Genomic DNA, 20,928 nt, shown 5'->3' with positions numbered 1-20,928 from the left:
TCCTTGTGAGAGGGCGGTGCGAGGTGGGGCGGGGGGTGGTTGCAGGGGTGATCGAGGAGGGGGATGGTTCAGCTGTCGGAACCGGTGGACTTCCAGCGGAAGATGCGGCGCTCGGCGAACGTCAGCAGTCCCTCGGCGGCGAGGGCGACGACGGCGAGGATGACCATCGCGGCGTAGACACCGGCCGGGTTGAACGTGTTCTGCGACTGCGAGACGAGCAGGCCGATGCCCTTGGTCGCACCGATGTACTCGCCGACGATGGCGCCGATGAGCGCGAAGCCGAAGCTCACGTGCAGGCTGGTGAAGATCCACGACGTGGCCGACGGGATGACCACCTGAAGGGTCACCCTGCGGTCGCTGGCGCCGAGGATGCGGGCGTTCGCCACCAGATTGCGGTCCACCTCGCGGGCGCCCTGGAAGGCGTTGAAGAACACCGGGAAGAAGACCAGCACGACGGCGGAGGCGACCTTGGAGATCGGGCCGAGCCCGAACCAGATCAGGAAGATCGGCGCAAGGACGATCCTGGGAATCGAGTTGAGCACCTTGATGTATGGACCAAGGACCTCGGCGAGCAATCTGATCCGTCCGAGCGCGATGCCGAGCAGTACACCGGCGACCACACCGAGGACCCAGCCGAGGAGTGCCTCGTAGAGCGTGTACCAGATCTGTTCGCCCAGCGAGCCGAGCGCGGTCCCGTGCATCACCCAGGTCCAGATCTGGTCCCAGATCTTCGAGGGCATGGAGAAGTTGAACGGGTCGATGATCTTCGCCCGGGACAGCCCCTCCCACAGGCCGAGGACGGCCACCAGGAGCAGCACGCGTGCGGCGTTCACGAACACCTTGCGGCGGCGGGCGGCCTGGGCGCGGGTCTGCGCGCGGTCGGGAACCTTGGCCGTGTCGACGACCGGAGTGCTGAGAACCTCAGGCGACACGAGCGGCACCCCTCTCGCGGGTGATGCGGACCTCTTCGCCGAGGGACTCCCATATCTCGCGGTAGATCTCGATGAACCGCGGTTCCAGGCGCACGGACTCGACCTTGCGCGGCCGGGGCAGATCGATGGCGAAGACCTGCTTCACGGTCGCGGGCCCGGCCGTCATCACGACGACCTTGTCGGCCAGCGCGATGGACTCCTCCAGGTCGTGGGTGACGAAGACGACGGAGGCGCCGGTGCCCTCCCACAGCTCCAGCAACTCGTCCGACATCAGCGCCCGGGTCTGCACGTCGAGCGCCGAGAACGGCTCGTCCATCAGCAGGATCTCGGGGTCGTTGACGAAGGTGGCGGCGAGGGCGACACGCTTGCGCTGGCCGCCGGAGAGCTGGTGCGGGTAACGGTCCTCGAAACCGGCGAGCCCGACCCGGGCCAGCCAGTCCCGTGCCTTCTCCTTCGCCTCCGCCTTGGGCACGCCCCGGAAGCGCGGGCCCGCCATGACGTTGGACAGCACCGTCCGCCAGGGGAACGTGGCGTCCTGCTGGAAGACGAAACCGACCTTGTCGCCGACGCCGTCGACCGGCTCGCCGGCCACCAGCACCTCACCCTCGCTGGGCTCCTCCAGGCCACTGACCAGGGTCAGCGTGGTGGACTTGCCGCAGCCGGTCGGCCCTACGACGGCCACGAACTCGCCGCGCTCGACGGTGAGGTCCAGACCGCGCACGGCCGTGTGCAGTCCCCCTGACGGGGTTCTGAAGGTCTTGCTCGCGCCCCGCAACTCGATGGCGGGGCTGGTGTGTGCGCTCATGGCCCGGGACGGTAGGTGTGGCCCCGGCCACAGCAGCAGTCTTGTGGGCACAAGCCGTTCTTTTGCTCGCAAGAACCTGTTGTGCTCATTTTGCTCGCGTTACAACTGCGGAGCCGAAACACGGGCTCACCGCTCGTCGGCCTTGAAGGAGAGGCCTGATGATTGACGTCCTGGTCGTGGACGACGACTTCCGCGTCGCTGAGATAAACGCCAAGTACGTGGGGAAGGTTCCCGGCTTCCGGGTGACCGCCCGGGCGCACAGCGCTGCCCAGGCCCTGACCGCGGTCGAGCGCGGCGGAATCGACCTGGTCCTGCTCGACCACTATCTGCCGGACGGGACCGGCCTCGACCTGGTCCACCGCATGCGCGAGCAGGGGCATGGCACGGACGTCATCATGATCACCGCGGCCGGCGATGTGACCACCGTCCAGCAGGCGATGCGCCTGGGCGCGCTCCACTACCTGGTGAAGCCCTTCACCTTCGCCGCGCTGCGCGCCCGCCTCGACTCCTACGCCGCCCTGCGCCGCACGGTGGACCGGGTGGGCGGCCGGGGCCTGACCGGCCAGGAGCAGGTCGACCGGATCTTCGGGGCGCTGCGGACGGCCCCCGCACCGTCCGCGCCCGGCCTTCCGAGCGGACACTCGGAGCCCACCACCGATCTCATCTGCGGCGTTCTGCACGGGGCCGGCCATCCGCTGTCCGCCCACGAGGTGGCCGCCAGGACCGGCCTGAGCCGGTCCACGGCCCAGCGCTATCTGCGCCACCTGGAACAGGCGGGCCGCCTCCGGCTGTCGCTGAAGTACGGCGACACCGGCCGCCCGGAGCACCGGTACGCGTGGGTGGCGCCGTGACGGACCGAGTGGCCCGCTAGACGGCCCCGGCGCCGGTCAGCGACCGTACCTCGGTCTCGGCGTACTTGGCCTCGTCTGCGGCCTCGTCCGAGGTAACCGTGCCCAGCCAGCCGGCGAGGAACCCGAGCGGGATGGAGACGATGCCCGGGTTCTGCAGCGGGAAGTACTGGAAGTCGACGTCCGGGAAGAGCGAGCCGGGACTGCCGGACACCACCGGGGACAGCAGCACGAGCACCAGCGCCGGGACCAGCCCGCCGTAGACGGCCCATACCGCGCCACGGGTGGTGAAGGCGCGCCAGAACAGCGAGTAGAGCAGCACCGGCAGGTTCGCCGACGCGGCGACCGCGAAGGCGAGTCCGACCAGGAAGGCGACGTTCATGTCACGGGCGAGCAGCCCGAGCGCGATCGCCACGACGCCGATGCCGACCGCGGCGAACCGTGCCACGGCCACCTCGCTGCGCCCCGCGCCCCGCGACCGTCGCAGCGAGGCGTAGAGGTCGTGGGCCACCGAGGCGGAGGACGCCAGCGTGATACCGGCGACCACGGCGAGGATGGTGGCGAAGGCGACGGCGGCGACGACCGCGAACAGCACCGTTCCCCCCGTGGAGTCCGCTCCGCCGCCCAGGTCGAGGGCGAGCAGCGGAATCGCCGTGTTCCCGGCCGCGTTGGCACCGCGCACGGCGTCCGTCCCCACCACCGCCGCCGCACCGAACCCGAGGACGATCGTCATCAGGTAGAACCCGCCGATCAGCCCGATGGACCACACCGCGGAACGGCGGGCGGCCCGCGCGGTCGGCACCGTGTAGAAGCGGGACAGGATGTGCGGCAGGCCCCCGGTGCCCAGCACCAGCGCGAGTCCCAGGCTGATGAAGTCGAGACGGGCGGTCCAGTCCCCGCCGTATTTCAGGCCAGGCGCCAGGAACGCCCTGCCGTGTCCGCTGTGCTCCGCGGCCGTGAGCAGCAGCCGGTCGAAGTCGCCGTGGAAGCGGAGCAGGACGAGCACGGTCAGCGCGATCGTCCCGCTCAGCAGCAGGACCGCCTTCACGATCTGGATCCAGGTGGTGGCCCGCATCCCCCCGAACGTCACATAGATCACCATGAGAGCGCCGACGCCGATGACCGTCCAGGTCTGGGCCGGCCCGCTGGTCCGCCCCACCAGCAGCGCCACCAGGCTGCCCGCGCCGACCATCTGCGCCACCAGATAGAGCACGGACACCGTGACCGAGGACGTCCCCGCCGCGATCCGCACCGGCCGCTCGCTCATCCGCGCGGCCACCACGTCGGCCAGGGTGAACCGCCCGCAGTTGCGGACCAGTTCGGCCACCAGGAAGAGCACGACCAGCCACGCCACCAGGAAGCCCACGACATACAGCATCCCGTCGCACCCGTACAGCGCGATCAGCCCGGTGACGCCGAGGAAGGAGGCCGCCGACATGTAGTCGCCCGCGATGGCAAAACCATTCTCCATGGGGGAGAACAACCGGCCGCCCGCGTAGAACTCCTCCGCCGAACCATGCCGTCTGCGGCTCACCCAGGTCGTGATCCCGAGGGTGACGGCCACGAAGCCGCTGAACAGCAGCAACGCCAGCGTCTGATGGTCGCCGGTCACGAGGCACCTCCCTGCGCTTCGCGCGTCAGTTCCTGGGTGTCCCAGCGCAGCTCCAGCGCGGCCCGGTCCCGGCGCAACCGAGCATGCCGGGCATAGGCCCAGGTCAGCAGGAACGTGGTGAGGAACTGCCCGAGCCCCGCCAGCATGGCCACGTTCACCGCCCCGGCCACCGGCCGGGCCATGAGTCCGGGCGCGGTCGTCGCCGCGACCACGTACCCCACGTACCAGGCCAGAAAGACCGCGACCCCCGGCACCACGAACCGCCGGTACCTGCTGCGCACCTCCTGGAACGCCGCGCTGCGCTGCACCTCGACGTACACGTCCCGCGCTCGGACCACCGCCCCGCTCCGCTCCTCACGGGGGGCCGGTACGGCCGGCGCCGGCATTCCGGCGCCGTCCAGCTCACCCCAGCCGGAGGCCAGCGCGTCGTACCAGGGGTCCTCGTGCGCGGCGTCACGGGAGGGCGTGCCGGCGTCTTGCTGCCTCTCGCCCGAACTCTCGGGACCGTCCCCGACTCCGCGGGCACGACCGTTGCCTGACTGCATGCCCAAGGATGGACAGATCGGGAAGTTCCCCGACTCTTCTTCCCCCCGCTCTTCACCCCATCAGGTGACTCACTTCACCGGTGGCCGCACCAGCCCCTTACTGAAGGCGTAACGCACCGCCTGCGCCCGGTCCTTGAGACCCGTCTTCGAGAAGAGGTTGTTGATGTGCGTCTTCACGGTCGCGGTCGAGACATGCAGCCTGCGGGCGATCTCCTGGTTGCTCAGCCCGTCGGCGATCAGCAGCAGGACCTCGGTCTCACGCGCGGTCAGCCCGTCGGGCGGCTCGGACGGAGCCGGCGTCGGGGCCGGGGTGGGCTCGGGCTGCGACAGCCGCTCCAGCAGCCGACGCTGCACGCTCGGCGACAGACCCGCGTCCCCCGACAGCACGCTCTCCACGGCACGCACGATCTCGTCGCCGCCCGCGTCCTTGGTCAAATATCCCCGCGCACCGGCCTGCAGGGCGGGGAACAGCGACTCGTCGTCCGCGTACGTGGTGAGCACCACGACCTGGGTCCCGGGGTACCGGGACCGGATCCGCCGGGTGGCCTCCACGCCGTCGCAACGCGGCATCCTGAGATCCATCAGCACCACGTCCGGGGCGAGTTCCCCGACGAGCCGCACGGCCTCCTCGCCGTCTCCCGCGGCGCCGACGACCTCGACCCCGGGCAGCAGCCCGAGCAGCATCACGATGCCCTCGCGGACCACGGTCTGGTCGTCGGCGACCACCACCCGCGCGGGCTTCTTCCCCTCCTCCGTCTCCGTCATACCGGCACCTTCAGCGTCACCACGAATCCCTCCTCGTCCGGCCCCGCGTCGAGCGAGCCGCCGAGCAGTTCGGCGCGCTCACGCATACCCAGCAGACCGTACCCGCCTCCGGCCCCCGCCAGTTCGCCCGCCTGACCGCCCGAATCCCTTACCCCCAGCGTCACTTCACGCTCGCTGTAGTCGAGCCGCAGCTGCACCTTGGCGCCCTGGGCGTGCTTCCGGACGTTCGTCAGCGCCTCCTGCGCGACGCGGCGCACCGCCTGGGACGCCTCGGCCGACAGGAGTCTGCGCTCACCCGTCACAGTGACCTCGGCACCGGCCGTCCCACTGACCAGTTCGCTCAGGAAGTCCTCCAGCGGGGTCAGTTCGCCCCGCAGCGCGGACAGCGCCTGACGGGTCTCGGCGAGGCCGTCGCGGGCCATGCCCCGGGCGGCCACGACCCGCTCCAGGATCCGGTCACGGTCGGCGCCGTTCTCGATCAGCAGCCGGGCCGCCTCCAGGTGCACCAGCTGCGCCGAGAGGCTGTGCGCCAGCACGTCATGGATCTCCCGCGCGATCCGGGCCCGCTCGGCCAGGGCGGCGGACTCCGCCTCGGCGGCGCGGGCGGCCCGCTCCTGGGCGAGCAGCTGCTGCGCGTTGCCGCGGGCCTCGGCGTCCAGCCGCAGGACGTATCCGGCGAGTGCCATGCCCACCACCGAGGCGGCCGTGGTCAGCCATACGTCGTTGTTGTAGGCGGAGTACGCGGCCAGGCCCACCGATGTCACCGGGGTCGCGGCGGCGAGCGGCATCCGTTCCAGTGCGGTGATGCCACAGCCGCACCAGAGCACGAGGGAGAGGCCTCGGAATCCCGTGCCCTCGGCGGCGACCGCGATGGCCAGCAGGGCGCCTATCAGTGCCAGGGAGGGCACCAGCCGGTGCTCGTAGGTCGTCCGGAAGAAGGCCCAGCCGAGGGCAGCGGCGGCCAGAACTCCGGCCAGCGCCGCGAAGCCGCTCCAGAGGCCGACATGCTTCTGGTGGTACGCGCCCCACAACAGCATGGCGATCACCAGGAGCCTGACGGCCAGGGTGAGCAGGCGCCGGGCCCGAGAGGCTCCCTCGCGGCCGAGCGCCTCCCGCGACGGCCAGCGTGTCCAGGCATTCTCCGTCACGCGTGCTCCTTCCGGGCCGACGGCATGCCGTCACCGTACGCCGGGGCGGGCCGGCTCGTGCCCTGCAGGGACTGCGCCCGCCAGACCAGGACACCGGCCCGGCCCAGCAGGGTGGCGGCGAGACCGAGCATCAGGGCGGAGCTGTCCTGGTGCACGCCCAGGGCGGCTCCGAGGGCGAAGACACCGATCCGCAGGGCGATGCCCAAGGCCCAGACCGCGGCACTCGCCTTGGTGCTCTTTGCCCACATGACACCGTCCGGTGCCGCCCAGACCCGGCTCGTCCAGGCCCAGCCCGCGCCGATGGCCAGGCCGAGGACCAGCTCCACCGCGAGGAGCGTGGCGGACTCGGTGCGATGGTGGGCGTCGAGTATGGCGGGCTCGCGCAGCGCGACGACGGCGAGGATCACGGGCAGCAGCCACCAACGCCGGTCGGCCTGGATCACGCGAGGGCGAAGCTGCCGCCCGATCACGATGGCGGCGACGGCCACGATCACCAGCACGTTGACGAGCCCGGACATCAGAACCTCCGTGAGCGGAAGGGAGCGGTGCCGGAAGCGAGCACCGCCGACACCATCGAAGCTACGGAAATTCCCAGGCCAGGAGATCGGAGCGGGGGTGGATCAAGGGTGGAACCCGGAGGCGGGCACTCTCAACCCAGGGGTGGAGAAACCCGGCGGCCGGAAGGACGGGCGGCGCTGGGGCGGGCGTGCCGGGCGGGAGCGGCGGGCTGGGGCGGCGGGCTGGGCGGGAGGCGCCCGAGCCGGACTCGGCCGGGTGGAGGAGCGGTAGGCGGCCGGGGTGGAGGGGCGGTAGGCGGAGGTGGCGGGGCCGGCCGCGCACGCCGTGGCGGCGGGGCGCCGTAGGGCGGCACCACCCCATGCCGACCGAGGGCCGGGACCATGGGTCCCGGCCCTGACCCGTGAGTGGCCGGCCGAACCCGGACCACAGTCCCGGCTTCTGCACCGAGCTGGGCCCCGGCAAGCTCCCGCTCGGCCGAAGCCCAGCGCAGCGGCTACGCGTCGATGCGCGACCGGTCCAGCGTCGCCGCCGAGCTGGAGATGAACTCCTTGCGCGGCGCCACGTCGTTGCCCATCAGCAGGTCGAAGACCTGTTCGGCGGCCTCCAGGTCGGCGAGGTTGATGCGGCGCAGGGTGCGGTGGCGCGGGTCCATCGTGGTCTCGGCCAGCTGGTCGGCGTCCATCTCGCCCAGACCCTTGTAGCGCTGGATCGAGTCCTTGTACCGGATGCCCTTGCTCTGGAACTCCATGAGCTTGTCCCGCAGCTCACGGTCCGAGTACGTGTAGACGTACTTGTCCTGCCCCTTCTTCGGCTGGATCAGCTCGAGGCGGTGCAGCGGCGGCACCGCGGCGAAGACGCGGCCGGCCTCGACCATCGGCCGCATGTAGCGCTGGAACAGCGTGAGCAGCAGGCAGCGGATGTGGGAGCCGTCCACATCGGCGTCGGTCATCATGATGATCTTGCCGTAGCGGGCCTGGTCGATGTCGAAGGTACGGCCCGAGCCCGCTCCTATGACCTGGATGATCGCCCCGCACTCGGCGTTCTTGAGCATGTCGGTCACCGAGGACCGCTGCACGTTGAGGATCTTGCCACGGATCGGCAGCAGGGCCTGGAACTCGGAGTTCCGCGCCAGCTTGGCCGTACCGAGCGCGGAGTCGCCCTCGACGATGAACAGCTCGCTGCGGTCGACGTCGTCGCTGCGGCAGTCGGCGAGCTTCGCCGGCAGGGACGAGGACTCCAGGGCCGTCTTCCGCCGCTGGGCGTCCTTGTGCTGGCGGGCCGCGACGCGCGTACGGGCGGCCGCGACCACCTTCTCCATCACGACGCGGGCCTGCGCGGCGGCGTCCCGCTTGGTGGCGGTCAGGAACGCCTTCAGCTCCTTGGTGACCACGTTGTTCACGATGCGGCGGGCCGCCGAGGTGCCGAGGACCTCCTTGGTCTGCCCCTCGAACTGCGGCTCGGCCAGACGCACCGTGACGACGGCGCTCAGTCCCTCCAGGGCGTCGTCCTTGACGATGTTGTCCTCGGCCACCCGCAGCATCTTCTTGGCCCGCAGCACGTCGTTCATCGTCTGGGTGAGGGCCTGCTCGAAGCCGGCGACATGGGTCCCGCCCTTGGGGGTGGCGATGATGTTCACGAAGGACCGGAGGGTGGTGTCGTAGCCCGTGCCCCAGCGCAGCGCGATGTCGACGCCCAGCTCGCGGGTGACCTCGGTGGGGGTCATCTGGCCGTGCTCGTCCAGGACCGGGACGGTCTCCTTGAAGGAGCCCTGGCCCGAAAAGCGGAGCACGTCGCAGACCGGCTTGTCACTGGCCAGGTACTCGCAGAACTCACTGATGCCGCCGTCGAAGCGGAAGGACTCCTCGCCCTTGCTGCCGCCCTCACCGAGACCGAACTCGTCGCGGACGACGATGGTGAGACCGGGCACGAGGAAGGCGGTCTGCCGGGCGCGCTGGTGCAGGTTCTCCAGGGAGAGCTTGGCGTCCTTGAGGAAGATCTGCCGGTCCGCCCAGTACCGCACGCGCGTGCCGGTGCGGGTCTTGGGGATCTTCTTGGCCTTGCGCATGCCGCTCTTGGCCTCGAACTTCGCGTCGGCGCCGTCCGCGGCGAAGGCGCCGGGCACACCGCGCCGGAAGCTGATCGCGTGCGTGTTGCCGCCGCGGTCGACCTCGACGTCGAGGCGGGCGGAGAGGGCGTTGACCACGGAGGCGCCGACGCCGTGCAGACCGCCGGAGGCGGCGTAGGAGCCACCGCCGAACTTGCCGCCCGCGTGGAGCTTGGTCATGACGACCTCGACGCCGGAAAGGCCGGTCCTGGGCTCGACGTCCACGGGGATCCCGCGGCCGTTGTCGCGCACCTCCACGGAGCCGTCGTCGTGGAGGATCACCTCGATGTGGTCGCACACGCCCGCGAGGGCCTCGTCCACGGAGTTGTCGATGATCTCCCACAGGCAGTGCATCAGACCACGGCTGTCGGTCGAGCCGATGTACATGCCCGGGCGCTTGCGCACGGCCTCGAGACCCTCGAGGACGAGCAGGTGCCGCGCGGTGTAGTTGGAACCGTCCCGGTCTGCTCCTGCCAGCAGCGCTGTGGACGGCACGGACGTATCGGCGGTCACGCGGTTCGCTCCTCGCTGAATTTCAGGTGGCCCCCTCTTGGGTAGAGGGGCGGCTTCGGTTGCCGCTCAGAGGGTACCGAGGCCTGGTAGAGCCGGTGTAACGCCACCCTCGCTGGGGAACTCAGACTAGTCCAGGCTCGTATGCGTGTTCGATCCCTCGTTGGAGTGAAGTACATATCACGTTCCCTTGGAGGCATGAACCATTTAGGCTCCGGGCACGTCCTCATGAACAACCGGCAACCCCGCCGGGAGGACCGAGACACACAAGACCGCGCGAAACCGTAAGCACACAGATACGCACTACGGCACATTCGCCGCCAACCGGCAGCAGACAGCCGCCCCGAAAGATTTTTTCGAGGAAAAGCCACGAGCGGGAACGTTTTCGGGCTGGTTGGATGTTGACCCTGGTACGACAGCTCGTCGAGCTAGAGAAGAGGCGACGTGACTACTGTTCTGACCCCCGCGAGCCCGTTGACGGCCGCCGATCGCTGCGACCGCTGCGGCGCCCAGGCATACCTGCGCGTCGTCCTGCTCAGCGGCGGAGAACTGCTCTTCTGCGCCCACCACGGTCGCAAGTTCGAGCCGGAACTCAAGAAGATCGCCGCTGAGATACAGGACGAGACGGAGCGGCTGACGACCGTTCCGAACACCGCTTCTGAAGAAGAGCGCTGAATCTCGCACACACGACGAGCCAGCCCCGGCACAGGCCGGTGAACGGGCGGCCGCTCCTCTCCAGGAGCGGCCGCCCGTGCTCATGCCTTCACAGAGCCCTCAGGAGGGCCTGGTGGTGCCCTTCGGAGCCGTCGAGGACGCGTTGAGCACGCGCACGACGTCGGAGACGCGCGTATACACCCCAGGGCTGCCCGGCTGCCCGCAGCCGTCGCCCCACGACACGAGCCCGATCAGCATCCCTCCGGCCACCAGGGGGCCGCCGCTGTCGCCCTGACAGGCATCTGGGCCGCCTGCGGCCTCCCCCGCGCAGAGCATGGAGCCGGCGCGGTAGGCGCCGTCCGGGCCGCCGGGATAGGCGCGGGAACAGAGATCGTCGGGCAGCACCTGTACGTGCGCGGCGTACAGCCGGTGCGTGTAGGCGCCCCCGCCTGTCGTGTCGCCCCACCCGGACACGAGCGCCTTCGTACCCGGCGCGTAGGCCGGGTCGCCGGCGCCCGCCATAGGGACGACCGCGCTCTGGGGCAGCGGCTCGGCGAGGGTGAGCACGGCGAAGTCACCGGAGTTCGACGCGGTGTCGTAGCCGGGGTTGACCCGCACGTCCCGTACGGCGACCTCCTGGCCCTCGCTCGACAGCAGGTCCGTGCGGCCCGCGATCACCTTGAGGTCACGCGCGCGGTCCGGCGGCGCTCCCAGGACTTCGTCGCCCATGCAGTGGGCCGCCGTGAGCACGAGGGTCCGCGCGACCGCCACACCGCCGCAGAACTGGCCGGCCCGGGTACCCCCGAACCGGTCACGACTGGACAGCGCCACGGTCCACGGAGCCTGCGAGACCTCTATCGGAAACCCCCCGACCACCACGCTGTCGGCGGCCACCGGCGCCGCACCGACCAGGGGTATGGCGGTCATGGCGGCCGCCATGACCAGCGGCCGGATCAGCGCCCGGGCAATGGAGCGATGCATGCAGGCTCCTCACTCTGGAGATCTACTGGGACACCCAGAGTCATCCAGAGTCCGGTCTCGCGCAGCACGAAGGCCCGGCCCCCACGTGAGGGCCGGGCCTTCCGCGTCGTACGGACCGACCTAGTCGAGGTAGTCGCGCAGCACCTGCGAACGCGACGGGTGGCGCAGCTTCGACATGGTCTTGGACTCGATCTGGCGGATGCGCTCACGCGTCACGCCGTACACCTTGCCGATCTCGTCGAGGGTCTTCGGCTGACCGTCGGTGAGACCGAACCGCATGGAGACGACGCCGGCCTCACGCTCGGACAGGGTGTCCAGAACGGAGTGCAGCTGCTCCTGAAGGAGCGTGAAGCTGACGGCGTCGGCGGGGACGACGGCCTCGGAGTCCTCGATGAGGTCACCGAACTCGCTGTCGCCGTCCTCACCCAGGGGGGTGTGCAGCGAGATGGGCTCGCGGCCGTACTTCTGGACCTCGATGACCTTCTCCGGGGTCATGTCGAGTTCCTTGGCCAGCTCCTCCGGGGTGGGCTCGCGGCCCAGGTCCTGGAGCATCTGGCGCTGCACGCGCGCGAGCTTGTTGATGACCTCGACCATGTGCACCGGGATACGGATGGTGCGGGCCTGGTCGGCCATGGCGCGGGTGATCGCCTGACGGATCCACCAGGTGGCGTACGTGGAGAACTTGTAGCCCTTGGTGTAGTCGAACTTCTCGACCGCGCGGATCAGACCGAGGTTGCCTTCCTGGATGAGGTCCAGGAAGAGCATGCCGCGACCGGTGTAGCGCTTGGCCAGCGAGACCACCAGGCGGAGGTTGGCCTCCAGGAGGTGGTTCTTGGCGCGGCGGCCGTCCTCGGCGATGATCTCCAGCTCGCGCTTCAGCTTCGGCGCGAGCTTGTCCGCGTTGGCCAGCTTGTCCTCGGCGAACAGACCCGCCTCGATGCGCTTGGCGAGCTCGACCTCCTGCTCGGCGTTGAGCAGGGGGACCTTGCCGATCTGCTTCAGGTAGTCCTTGACCGGGTCAGCGGTGGCGCCGGCCGCGGCGACCTGCTGGGCAGGCGCGTCGTCCTCGTCCTCGTCGGACAGGACGAAGCCGGCGCTCTCGGTGCCCTCGGGCTCGTCGCCGACCTTGGTCTCCTCGAGAACCTCGTCCTCGAGAACCTCGGCGTCGTCCTTCTTCGCGGTGGTCTTCTTGGCGGCCGTCTTCTTCGCGACGGTCTTCTTGGCGGCCACCTTCTTGGTGGTCGCCTTCTTGGCGGCGGCCTTCTTGGCGGGCGCGGTGTCCTCGGCGGAATCGACTTCGGCCGGATCGGCGGGCGCCGTGGGGGCGGCCGTGGCGGCGGTGGCCTTCCGGGTGGTCACCGTCTTCGCCGCGACCGTCTTGGTGGCGGTGCGCTTGGCCGGGCTCTTCGCTGCGACGCTCTTTCGGGTGCGCTTGGGCTCTGCTGCACTGACCATCAGCGTCACACCCTCTTCCTCAAGAATCTGGTTGAGGCTGCGCAGTACGTTCTTCCACTGAGTGGCCGGAATCTGGTCAGCTTCGAAGGCCCGACGCACATCGTCGCCGGCGATCTGCCCCTCAGCCTTTCCCCGCTCAATGAGCGCCATGACAGAGACGGACTCGGCGATCTCCGGCGGGAGCGTACGGGATGTGCTGGCCGACACGAACAACCTCTCGGAACGTTGGAAAACGGCTTCCGGCACCGTCCACTGCGGACTGGAGCCGACCACCGGCCTGGGGATGGGCCGACGGAGCGGGCGGGGGCCGGGAAGATGCACAGCGCCTTGCATGGCGTCCGTATTCCCTCCGCGGCTGTCACCTCTTAGGTCATCGCGTTGCTTCCACGAGCGTTACGCCCAATCTGCGTGGCCCGAGTCACACCCCGTAAGCGGTCAGATCCTGTCAATTACGGACAGAATGGCTCACTCGCATCGTCATACCCAGTCACGACCCCGACGGCCACCACACCGCCGGGCCCCGCCGGACCCCGCCGGACCCGCAAGGATCCGGCGAGGTCCGGCGACGGCCGGTACCGGCCCGGCGCCGCCCCGAGAACCACGAGGACGCCGCACTCTGGCGACCGCACCACCTTCGTCTCGGTCAGTGCTCGCGCGGGGCGGGCACCACTCGCTCCACCTCGGGGTGCACCGTGAGCAGTTGACGCATGGCCGCCTCCGCCGCCGTGCCGTCGCCGGTGCCGAGGGCGTCGACGATCCGCGCGTGCTGCGCGAGCGACGTCTCGTTCGGCCGGTCACAGCCGGTGACCGGACCGCCCGAGACCTGCAGGGCGGCCGAGACGATGCCGGAGAGGTGCTCCAGCATGCGGTTGCCCGCGATCTGGATGAGCAGCGCGTGGAACTCGGTGTCGGCGCGCGAGTAGGTCAGTGCGTCGCCCTGCGCCATGGCGTGGCTCATGATCTCCACCATGTCGCACAGGCGCTGCTGCACCTCCTCACGCCCGTGCCCGGCGGCGAGGCGAGCGGCGAGCGGCTCGATCGTCCACCGCAGCTCGCTGAGCTCGCGGCGCTGGTCGTCGCGCTGGGGCCCGAACGCCCGCCACTCGATGATGTCCGGGTCGAGGAGGTTCCAGTCACTGACGGGGCGCACGCGCGTGCCGACGTTCGGACGGGCGCTGACCAGGCCCTTGGCCTCGAGGACGCGGAGGGACTCGCGGACGACGGTACGGGAGACCTCGAAGCGCTGGCCGATCTCCTCGGGCACCAGCGGGCGGTCCGCACCCAGGTCGCCGGAGACGATCATCTGTCCCAGCTGCTGAACGAGTTGGCCGTGCAGGCCGCGGCCGCGGCTGCCCGCGGCCCGCCGGCCGACACGGCCCAGATCGGGTTCCGCGCCGTCCCAGGAGGGCGCTCCGACGCGGTCGGCCACCGGGGCCTCGGCGTAGGGGTAGCGGTCGAGTTCGCCCGGGCCGGCCAGACCGGAGTCGGAGGAGCGGGCGGCGGTCATCATGGTGTGCGCAAGGGTACTCACGGATCCTTTGTCGGCGTCGTCTCCAACTCCCTTGAGGTCTTTGGTGAAAAGCACACGAAAGGGTGATCGCTCACCCCGTCGCAATTGACGCCTTATCGGAAAGAAATGGGCTTTCTGTGGGGAGTTGCGCACACACCAGGATCAGAAACTTACGCACAGTCGTCACCGGAGCCTGGAGCGCAGTGCGGTGAGCAGATACGCGCAGAGCAGCGCCGCCAGCGACAACGCCAGTGCGCCGCCGTACGGTTGGGCGAGAATCCGTACCCCGCCGACCAGATAGCGCTCGCCCCCGAAGGGCCACTGCAGCAGCAGGAGCTCCCGCATCCGTTCCGACAACCCGGCTGCCATCCGCACGCCGGACCCCTGGAGCACCATGTGCGCCAGGGGAACGACGAGGACGGGTACGGCGAGTACGGCGGCCAGGCCGGCCGTGGTCGACCGGAAGACACCGGCCGCCAGCACACCGGCCCAGGCGCAGCCGACGACCAGTCCGAACCAACTCGCGGCCAGCGGGAGCCAGTCCGGGGGAACTTGTGTGAGCTCCCGTCCGTAGAAGATGTAGAGCACTTCGGCGTCGCAGCCCATGGTGAGGAAGGCCAGCAGCATCGCCGTGGCCCCGGAGACGAGCAGTTTCGCGGTCAGCAGCCCGAGCCGGCGGGGCACGGTGCCGCGGTCCGCCGCCAAGGCGGGGTGGCGGAATTCGTCCCCGAAGGCCAGCGCGCCGAGCAGCCCGGCCGCGAGCGCCGCGGGCGGCAGCGGCAGTTCCCGTGGCCACGCCGCGAACAGCCGCGCCTGCGGGGTGTGGCCGATTCGGGCCAGAAGTACGGCGGTGATCGCCGACACCGCCAGGACGGCACCGCAGGTGAGGAATCCGGCACCGACACCCGCGGCACGCCGGATCTCGTAACGCAGGGGACGAAGGGGGCTGGGGGCGGGGCGGACGGAGATGGGGGGTGGCAGGGGGGTCAGGGCTTCGAGCGTGCGGGCCGTGTCCGGCCGGACGGTGCGGCGGGCCGGTGCGAGACCGGCGCCGGGGTTTCTGGCACCGGGGAGGCGGGTGCGACTGGCGGGGATACCGGCCGAGGGAGTGGCGGTGCCGCGGTCGTGCGACTCGGAGACGGTCGAGTCGGAGACGGTCGAGACGGTGGCCCGACCGGCGTGCGCCGTGGCCGTCGCGTCGGCGGACCGTCCGCGGTCGGCCGTCGCGAGCGCGTCGGCGGAGACGGCCCCGCCGGAAAGTGCCCTGCGACCGCTGCCGGGTACGTCCTCGTCGGCGGGCGCGACGGCCCCGTGCTGCGCGTCGTCGGCTTCCGAGATCACGGTCGTCGACGACGCGGTCTGAACGGTCTCCATGCGTTCGGACTCCGGCAGGTGGTCGGAGCCATCCCTGAGCACCGTCCGCTCGCCGCCACCGGCCTGTGTCCGCTCCGGCGCCGAGAAGCCGAACACTCTCTGGGGCTCCGCGAGCGTGGAGAGGCCTGACAGCGCCCGCTCCGCCTCCGGCACCGAAGCGGTCACGGTGACGTGGTCCCGCTCTTCCGACGAGCGGCCTGTTGCGGTCGCGTCCTGTGGCTCTGACGCGGCGCGCTCCCGCTCCTCCGCGGAGAGGCCGACTGCGGGGGCGTCCCGCTCGGGCGCGCCCGAGTCGACCTCGGCATCATCGCTCTGCGCGGCCGGCAACCCGGGCGTCGCCGTGTCCGGCTCCTCCGCCGGCAGGTCGGGTGCCGCGCCCTCCGTGTCGGCCGTGGGCGCCCCGGGGTTGGCGTCGTCGGACTCCGGCTCCGCCCGGACGGGAGCGGCCATCTCGCGTTCGGCCTGCGCCTCCTCCCCCGCGGCATGCCCCTGTTCCGCCGGGGAGGCGCCGGACGCGGCATCGGCGCGCGGCCCCATGTCGCCCACCTCGTCGGCGAGTTGATGTACGAGGATGCCGTGCCGGAATGCCGTCTCGCCGATGTCGGCGGTGGTGGAGCCGTACACCGAGAGGCGGTTGCCGCCCTCCCTGACCACCTCCACGGAGCGGCGGGCGGTGCGGGCCTCCTTGGTGAGCAGAGCCGCGAGACGCGCGGCGTGAGGGCTGCGGACGGCCACGCGCGGACGCAGCCTGGTGCGGGCGAACTCCTTGGCCTCCTGGTCGGCGACGAGCCTGCCTGCGTCGAGGGTGACGACCCGGTCGGCCGTGCGTGCCGCCTCCTTGGAGTCGGCGGTGGTGAAGAGGACGGTGCCGCCCTGGTCGGCGTGAGCGCGCAGCATGCTGTGCACCCATTGCGCCTCGCGGGCGGAGAGTCCCTCGGTGGGGTCGTCCAGGACGAGCGTGTGCGGGTCGGGCAGCAGGGCAGCGGCCAGGCCGAGTCTGCGGTCCATGCCGCGTGAGAGCGTGCCGAGGCGCTCCTCGCGCAGGCTGACGAGGCCGACCGCTTCGAGGACTTCGTCGGCGCGCCGGGCAGGCACTCCGGACGCCGCGCACAGCATGCGCAGATGTCCGCGGACCGAGCGGGAGGGATGCCCCGGCACGTCACCGAGGAGCACCCCGACTTCCTGTGCCGGATGGGCGATCCGGTGCAGGGGGCGTCCCTTGAAGTATGTGATGCCGCGGCCCGGTTGGAGCTCGAGCATCAGTCTGAGCGCCGTTGTCTTGCCCGCGCCGGTGGCTCCTTGGAGCGCGGTGACATGCCCGGCGCGCGCCTCGAAGGAGACGTCGTCGAGGGCGGGCGGGTGCGCCTTGCGGGGATTGCTGGTCAGTCCGAAGGCCTGGATCACCTGCAGCAAGATAGCGTGCGATGTCCAGTTTTTCCGGTATAACCCGGTCCGCTCCCACACTGTCGTGGATGCGGACCCGGCTCATGTCCACCGTTCGACGCAGCCGGGGGTCATCCGGCGCGGTCGGTCCGCCTCGTCGTCACGCCGGCCGACCACCGCGCGTTTCACACCTCGGGGCGCAGCATCGGGGGGTTGAGCAGGGTGGCGCCGCCGGCCCGGAAGAGCTGAGCGGGCCGGCCGCCCTGGCGCGTGGTCGTTCCTCCCGTGGGCACGAGGAATCCGGGGGTCCCGGTGACCTTGCGGTGGAAGTTGCGCGGATCGAGGGCCACGCCCCACACCGCCTCATACACCCTGCGCAGCTCCCCGACGGTGAACTCGGGCGGGCAGAACGCGGTGGCCAGCGACGAATACTCGATCTTGGAACGGGCCCGTTCCACCCCGTCGGCGAGGATCTGGGCGTGATCGAAGGCGAGCGGTGCCACGGGCTCGCCGTCCCGGCCGTAGCCGCCCTGCTGGAGCAGTTCCTCGACCGGCGCCCAGCGCGCGTTGCTGGCGTCGCCTCCCGCGCGGGGTGCGGGCAGGTCGGGCGCGAGCGCCAGGTGGGCGACGCTGACCACGCGCATGCGCGGGTCCCGCTCAGGGTCGCCGTAGGTGGCCAGCTGCTCCAAGTGGGCACCGTTGTCCTGCGCCGGAGCCGAGGGGTCGTGTGCACACAGCCCGGTTTCCTCGGCCAGCTCGCGCGCCGCCGCCTGGGACAGGTCCTCGTCGGCCCGTACGAAACCGCCGGGAAGCGCCCAGCGCCCCTGGAAAGGAGGCTCGCCCCTGCGCACCGCCAGCGCGCACAGGGCATGGCGGCGCACGGTCAGCACGACCAGATCCACGGTGACGGCGAAGGGCGGAAAGGCTGACGGGTCGTAGGGCATGTCGCGATCATAGTCGTCTGCCTGACGATAAACACTCCCTTCGCCGACCGCATCGGTGGTGGTTCCGCTTCGTTCCGTTATGAGGCTCGAGGATGGCTCCTGTCCGTCGCCCCGACCGTGTCGTACGAGGTCACACGCCCTGTCGTACGAGCTCACACTCCCAATTGGAGGCCGTCCGCCGCTTCCTCGACCATCGCGAGGCCCAGCCGGCTGATCCGTACGGCGAAGGGGGCGCCCGCCACGCGCAACCCGGTCAGCCCCAGTTCGCCGAGCGGGGCGCTCCGCACCGGGCGAAGGGTGACCGTACCGGCGGGGGCGTCGGGGCGGATACCCGCGAGCGCGGTGAGCATCAGGATCACGGAGGCCGCGGCAGTGGCCGCCGGGCGGCAGGCCGCGGGGTGCGGGACGGGAGCGCTCCCGGCAGTGCGCTGTTCGCCCGCGAACATCTCGGGCAGCCGGTGACCGAAGTGTTCCGCGGCGTCCAGTAGTCCTCTCAGCAGACCACAGGCTTCCTTCTCATAGTCGGCGGCGGCCAGTCCGGCGACGGCCAGCGCGGTCTCGTGGACCCGCACGGCTCCGGTCCGGTGACCGAACGGATTGTGCCCCGGCTCCTTGGCACCGAGACCGCGCAGCCCCCAGCCCGCGTCCATGGCGGGGCCGCCGAGCAGCCGGGCGAGATGTTCGGTCTGCACCTTGTCGAGCAGGCCCGGGGCCGGCCGGCCGGAACCGAGGAGGCCGGTGTCGAGCAGATGGACGGCGTGGGAGCCCAGATACGGCAGGGGTCGCCTGTCCGGTGCCAGGGCCGCGGCCGGGCGTCCGCCGCTGTGATCCTCCATCCAGAAGTCGCTCCGGAACGCCGTCCGCAAGGCTCGCGCCCACTCGCGCAATTCCATGGCTCCCGGTCTGTCGTAGGCCTCCAGGAGGTCGGCACCGAGCTGGGCCGCGCGGCAGGCATGGGCCTGTGTCTCGCAGCGGACCGGGCCTGCGGGCTGCGGGTCGGGGAGGTACGGGCCGTCACCTGCGGCGGTGCGCAGCCAGGTCAGGCAGCGTTCGGCCGTGGGCAGCAGCTTTTCCGTCTCCTGTTCGGGCAGTCCCCAGCGGCGGGCCTCTGCGAGCACTGCGGGGAAGAGCAGGGTGGCCTCCGTTCCGGTGCAGCTCGGCGGGAGGAGCGGTCCGGCGTCTCGTCGTGGCCCGGGGATCATGCCCGCCTGCGGTCCGGGCCCGCTGAGCTGCGTGCGGGCCAGGGTGCGCAGTGTTCCCGCGGCGAGTCGGGTGCCCAGCGGCAGAGTCATGCGGGCGGCGGCGAGAGCCTCGGCAGGGGCCATCCCGCAACGCCACGGCGCGCCCGCCGCGAGGTAGGTGTCGGACGGGTGTGCGGGGTCGCGCACGAGCAGTGCCTGGAGGTCGGCGACAGCCGTGTGCAGCAGGGCTGCCACGCGAGGGTCGTCGCCCGCCGCGCGGGCGGGGGCGAGGGCGCTGGTCGCGGCGTGGCCCGCCGCCCGCAACGGACCCGCGCCGGCCGGGCGTACCCGCAGTTCCACGGCTGCCGTGCCGCCAGGTGGCAGTTCCACTTCCCAGCGCAGCAGTCCGGCGGACGCCAGTGAGTCGGACGGCGGCGGATCGGAGGTGACGCAGGCGGCGAAGTCGGCCTTGGCCCAGCGCAGGCCCGAGTCGTGGACCGTGGCCGGGAGTTCGGGGCCCGCCGTGCCCGAGGCGATGGTGCCGAGCTCTGCGAGATCCGTGCCGAGGGCGACTTCGACGGGCAGCCGCAGAGCACGCGGCGCGGCGTTGCGGAGGGTGATCCGCTCGGTTCCGTCGGCGTGACGCGTCCGCTCGACCACGACGTCCGGATCGGGGCGGGCGGTCTGTGACATGCGCAGCGTGCCCACGAAGCGGGCGCTGTCGGCTCCCGTCATCCTTGCCTGCAGCGGTAGTGGCTCACGGCCTGCGACGCGGAGCTGGCACCGCGAGAGCAGGCGCCTGCCGTCGCGGTAGTACCCGTCCAGTCCCCGGCCGGTCAGCTGTCCCAGCTCGTCGGAGATGACGAGGCCGGGCAGGGCGACGCAGACCAGCGCCGCATGGGTGGGCGGCAGCTCGGGCACCGGACGGCTGCCCTGGGGCGTACGGGCCGGTGGGGCGGAGGGACGGGAGCGGCCGGGGTCCGGTGACGGGTACCTGCGTCGGCCGACCGGGGAGGCCGGCCTGAGGGCCGGAGGCGGTGGTGCCGGCGGTGGCGGTGGCACGCCGATGGCCGTCCGGGGGACGGCTCCGACGCGGCCCGGCGGGGGCGGCTCGCGCCTGTCCCAGGGCGGACGCTCGTCGTCGGCGGCGGAGGGCGAAGTCGGCTGCTGGTACATGGGGTGGCCTCTTCTGCGCTCGGTGGGCCTCGGACGTGCTGGGCGGCCGATGGGGCGCACCGGGGAGCTGGGGTCGTGCGGCGGCAGGGCCCGTCGGGGCGTTCCGCCACTCAGGTGAACGGAGACGGACTCGTCCGGGTCACGGCTCGGCTGGGGGATGCCGACCGAATGGCGGCGTGGCGGGGTGGAGAAGGCGCCTGTGAGCGCTCTGCCGAGCCGGTGCCACCACCCGTCGCGCCGTGCGCCTGCGCGGACCGGCGGCGCGCTCCGGCGTGCGCGGTGGGGCCGGCCCGGGACATGGGCCTGGCGAAGGGAGGAGGCCGGGCCGAGCGAGGAAGCCGGGCCGAGTGAGGTATCGAGCGGGGTGACGGTGTCCAGGAGGCGGAGGTCGCCGAGCGAGCCGTACGCCCCCGGACGGGTCAACGGGGGCCGGTAAGCCGACCGCCCACGGCGGACCAGGCACGCAAGACGGTTCAGGTGGA

At 71.2% G+C, this 20,928-nt stretch carries 16 protein-coding genes; 2 read left to right on the top strand and 14 right to left on the bottom strand.

What is annotated here, in order from left to right; genetic code table 11:
• Positions 1 to 68 precede the first annotated feature (68 nt).
• Together AB0N17_RS26650 and AB0N17_RS26645 are read right to left on the bottom strand one after the other, a co-directional pair.
• Entirely contained in the window at positions 69 to 932 is an 864-nt protein-coding gene (locus AB0N17_RS26650; protein WP_366014023.1) for an ABC transporter permease, read from the bottom strand.
• On the bottom strand, positions 922 to 1,737 hold the full coding sequence (locus AB0N17_RS26645; protein ID WP_366014022.1) for an ABC transporter ATP-binding protein: 816 nt from the start codon (positions 1,735 to 1,737) through the stop codon (positions 922 to 924). Before AB0N17_RS26645 ends, AB0N17_RS26650 begins: the two co-directional genes overlap by 11 nt.
• A 158-nt stretch (positions 1,738 to 1,895) precedes the next feature.
• On the opposite strand from AB0N17_RS26645, the gene AB0N17_RS26640 reads away from it, so the two are divergent.
• Positions 1,896 to 2,588, top strand: coding sequence for a response regulator (locus tag AB0N17_RS26640; protein ID WP_366014021.1), 693 nt, complete (start codon positions 1,896 to 1,898; stop codon positions 2,586 to 2,588).
• 16 nt (positions 2,589 to 2,604) lie between these two features.
• Here AB0N17_RS26640 and AB0N17_RS26635 read toward each other — a convergent pair whose 3' ends face one another.
• The 6 genes from AB0N17_RS26635 to AB0N17_RS26610 form a co-directional block, all read right to left on the bottom strand.
• Positions 2,605 to 4,197, bottom strand: a complete 1,593-nt coding sequence (locus AB0N17_RS26635) for a cation acetate symporter (RefSeq protein WP_366014020.1) — start codon at positions 4,195 to 4,197, stop codon at positions 2,605 to 2,607.
• A complete protein-coding gene (locus AB0N17_RS26630; RefSeq protein WP_366014019.1) occupies positions 4,194 to 4,742 on the bottom strand; it encodes a DUF485 domain-containing protein in 549 nt (182 codons plus the stop codon). Before AB0N17_RS26630 ends, AB0N17_RS26635 begins: the two co-directional genes overlap by 4 nt.
• Before the next feature lie 69 nt (positions 4,743 to 4,811).
• Positions 4,812 to 5,507, bottom strand: a complete 696-nt coding sequence (locus tag AB0N17_RS26625) for a response regulator transcription factor (protein WP_366014018.1) — start codon at positions 5,505 to 5,507, stop codon at positions 4,812 to 4,814.
• Positions 5,504 to 6,655 carry a histidine kinase gene (locus tag AB0N17_RS26620; RefSeq protein WP_366014017.1) on the bottom strand — a complete coding sequence of 384 codons (1,152 nt, stop codon included), beginning with the start codon at positions 6,653 to 6,655 and terminating at the stop codon, positions 5,504 to 5,506. Before AB0N17_RS26620 ends, AB0N17_RS26625 begins: the two co-directional genes overlap by 4 nt.
• Entirely contained in the window at positions 6,652 to 7,173 is a 522-nt protein-coding gene (locus AB0N17_RS26615) for a DUF1453 domain-containing protein (RefSeq protein WP_366014016.1), read from the bottom strand. The genes AB0N17_RS26620 and AB0N17_RS26615 overlap by 4 nt, the downstream gene beginning before the upstream one ends.
• A 494-nt stretch (positions 7,174 to 7,667) precedes the next feature.
• Entirely contained in the window at positions 7,668 to 9,791 is a 2,124-nt protein-coding gene (locus AB0N17_RS26610; RefSeq protein WP_366014015.1) for a DNA topoisomerase IV subunit B, read from the bottom strand.
• Between the two features lie 441 nt (positions 9,792 to 10,232).
• Between AB0N17_RS26610 and AB0N17_RS26605 the strand changes: the two genes are divergently transcribed.
• A complete protein-coding gene (locus tag AB0N17_RS26605) occupies positions 10,233 to 10,463 on the top strand; it encodes a hypothetical protein (protein ID WP_069778326.1) in 231 nt (76 codons plus the stop codon).
• Positions 10,464 to 10,562: 99 nt separating this feature from the next.
• Here the strand turns inward: AB0N17_RS26605 and AB0N17_RS26600 are convergent, their stop codons facing one another.
• The 6 genes from AB0N17_RS26600 to AB0N17_RS26575 all read right to left on the bottom strand — a co-directional run bounded on the left by AB0N17_RS26600 (position 10,563) and on the right by AB0N17_RS26575 (position 20,191).
• Positions 10,563 to 11,423 (bottom strand): serine protease, encoded by an 861-nt coding sequence (locus tag AB0N17_RS26600; RefSeq protein WP_366014014.1) that lies wholly within the window; start codon positions 11,421 to 11,423, stop codon positions 10,563 to 10,565.
• Positions 11,424 to 11,543: 120 nt separating this feature from the next.
• A complete protein-coding gene (locus AB0N17_RS26595; protein WP_366014013.1) occupies positions 11,544 to 13,085 on the bottom strand; it encodes an RNA polymerase sigma factor in 1,542 nt (513 codons plus the stop codon).
• A gap of 436 nt (positions 13,086 to 13,521) precedes the next feature.
• A complete protein-coding gene (locus tag AB0N17_RS26590) occupies positions 13,522 to 14,409 on the bottom strand; it encodes a FadR/GntR family transcriptional regulator (protein ID WP_366014012.1) in 888 nt (295 codons plus the stop codon).
• A gap of 162 nt (positions 14,410 to 14,571) precedes the next feature.
• Entirely contained in the window at positions 14,572 to 17,166 is a 2,595-nt protein-coding gene (locus AB0N17_RS26585) for an ATP-binding cassette domain-containing protein (RefSeq protein WP_366014011.1), read from the bottom strand.
• A gap of 164 nt (positions 17,167 to 17,330) precedes the next feature.
• Positions 17,331 to 18,089, bottom strand: coding sequence for an NUDIX hydrolase (locus AB0N17_RS26580; protein WP_366014009.1), 759 nt, complete (start codon positions 18,087 to 18,089; stop codon positions 17,331 to 17,333).
• Between the two features lie 152 nt (positions 18,090 to 18,241).
• On the bottom strand, positions 18,242 to 20,191 hold the full coding sequence (locus AB0N17_RS26575; RefSeq protein ID WP_366014008.1) for a glycogen debranching N-terminal domain-containing protein: 1,950 nt from the start codon (positions 20,189 to 20,191) through the stop codon (positions 18,242 to 18,244).
• Positions 20,192 to 20,928: the final 737 nt, after the last annotated feature.

The sequence above is a fragment of the Streptomyces sp. NPDC051133 genome (assembly GCF_040682635.1).
GTDB lineage: Bacteria > Actinomycetota > Actinomycetes > Streptomycetales > Streptomycetaceae > Streptomyces.
The sequence above is the reverse complement of the archived record's forward strand: the minus strand, read 5'-3'. Positions and strand labels throughout refer to the sequence as shown.

Bases quoted from the DNA above. Each gene is read 5' to 3' on its own strand.
- AB0N17_RS26645 (WP_366014022.1), bottom strand. From the start codon at position 1,737: ATGAGCGCACACACCAGCCCCGCCATCGAGTTGCGGGGCGCGAGCAAG.
- AB0N17_RS26640 (WP_366014021.1), top strand. From the start codon at position 1,896: ATGATTGACGTCCTGGTCGTGGACGACGACTTCCGCGTCGCTGAGATA.
- AB0N17_RS26630 (WP_366014019.1), bottom strand. From the start codon at position 4,742: ATGCAGTCAGGCAACGGTCGTGCCCGCGGAGTCGGGGACGGTCCCGAG.
- AB0N17_RS26625 (WP_366014018.1), bottom strand. From the start codon at position 5,507: ATGACGGAGACGGAGGAGGGGAAGAAGCCCGCGCGGGTGGTGGTCGCC.
- AB0N17_RS26615 (WP_366014016.1), bottom strand. From the start codon at position 7,173: ATGTCCGGGCTCGTCAACGTGCTGGTGATCGTGGCCGTCGCCGCCATC.
- AB0N17_RS26600 (WP_366014014.1), bottom strand. From the start codon at position 11,423: ATGCATCGCTCCATTGCCCGGGCGCTGATCCGGCCGCTGGTCATGGCG.
- AB0N17_RS26580 (WP_366014009.1), bottom strand. From the start codon at position 18,089: ATGCCCTACGACCCGTCAGCCTTTCCGCCCTTCGCCGTCACCGTGGAT.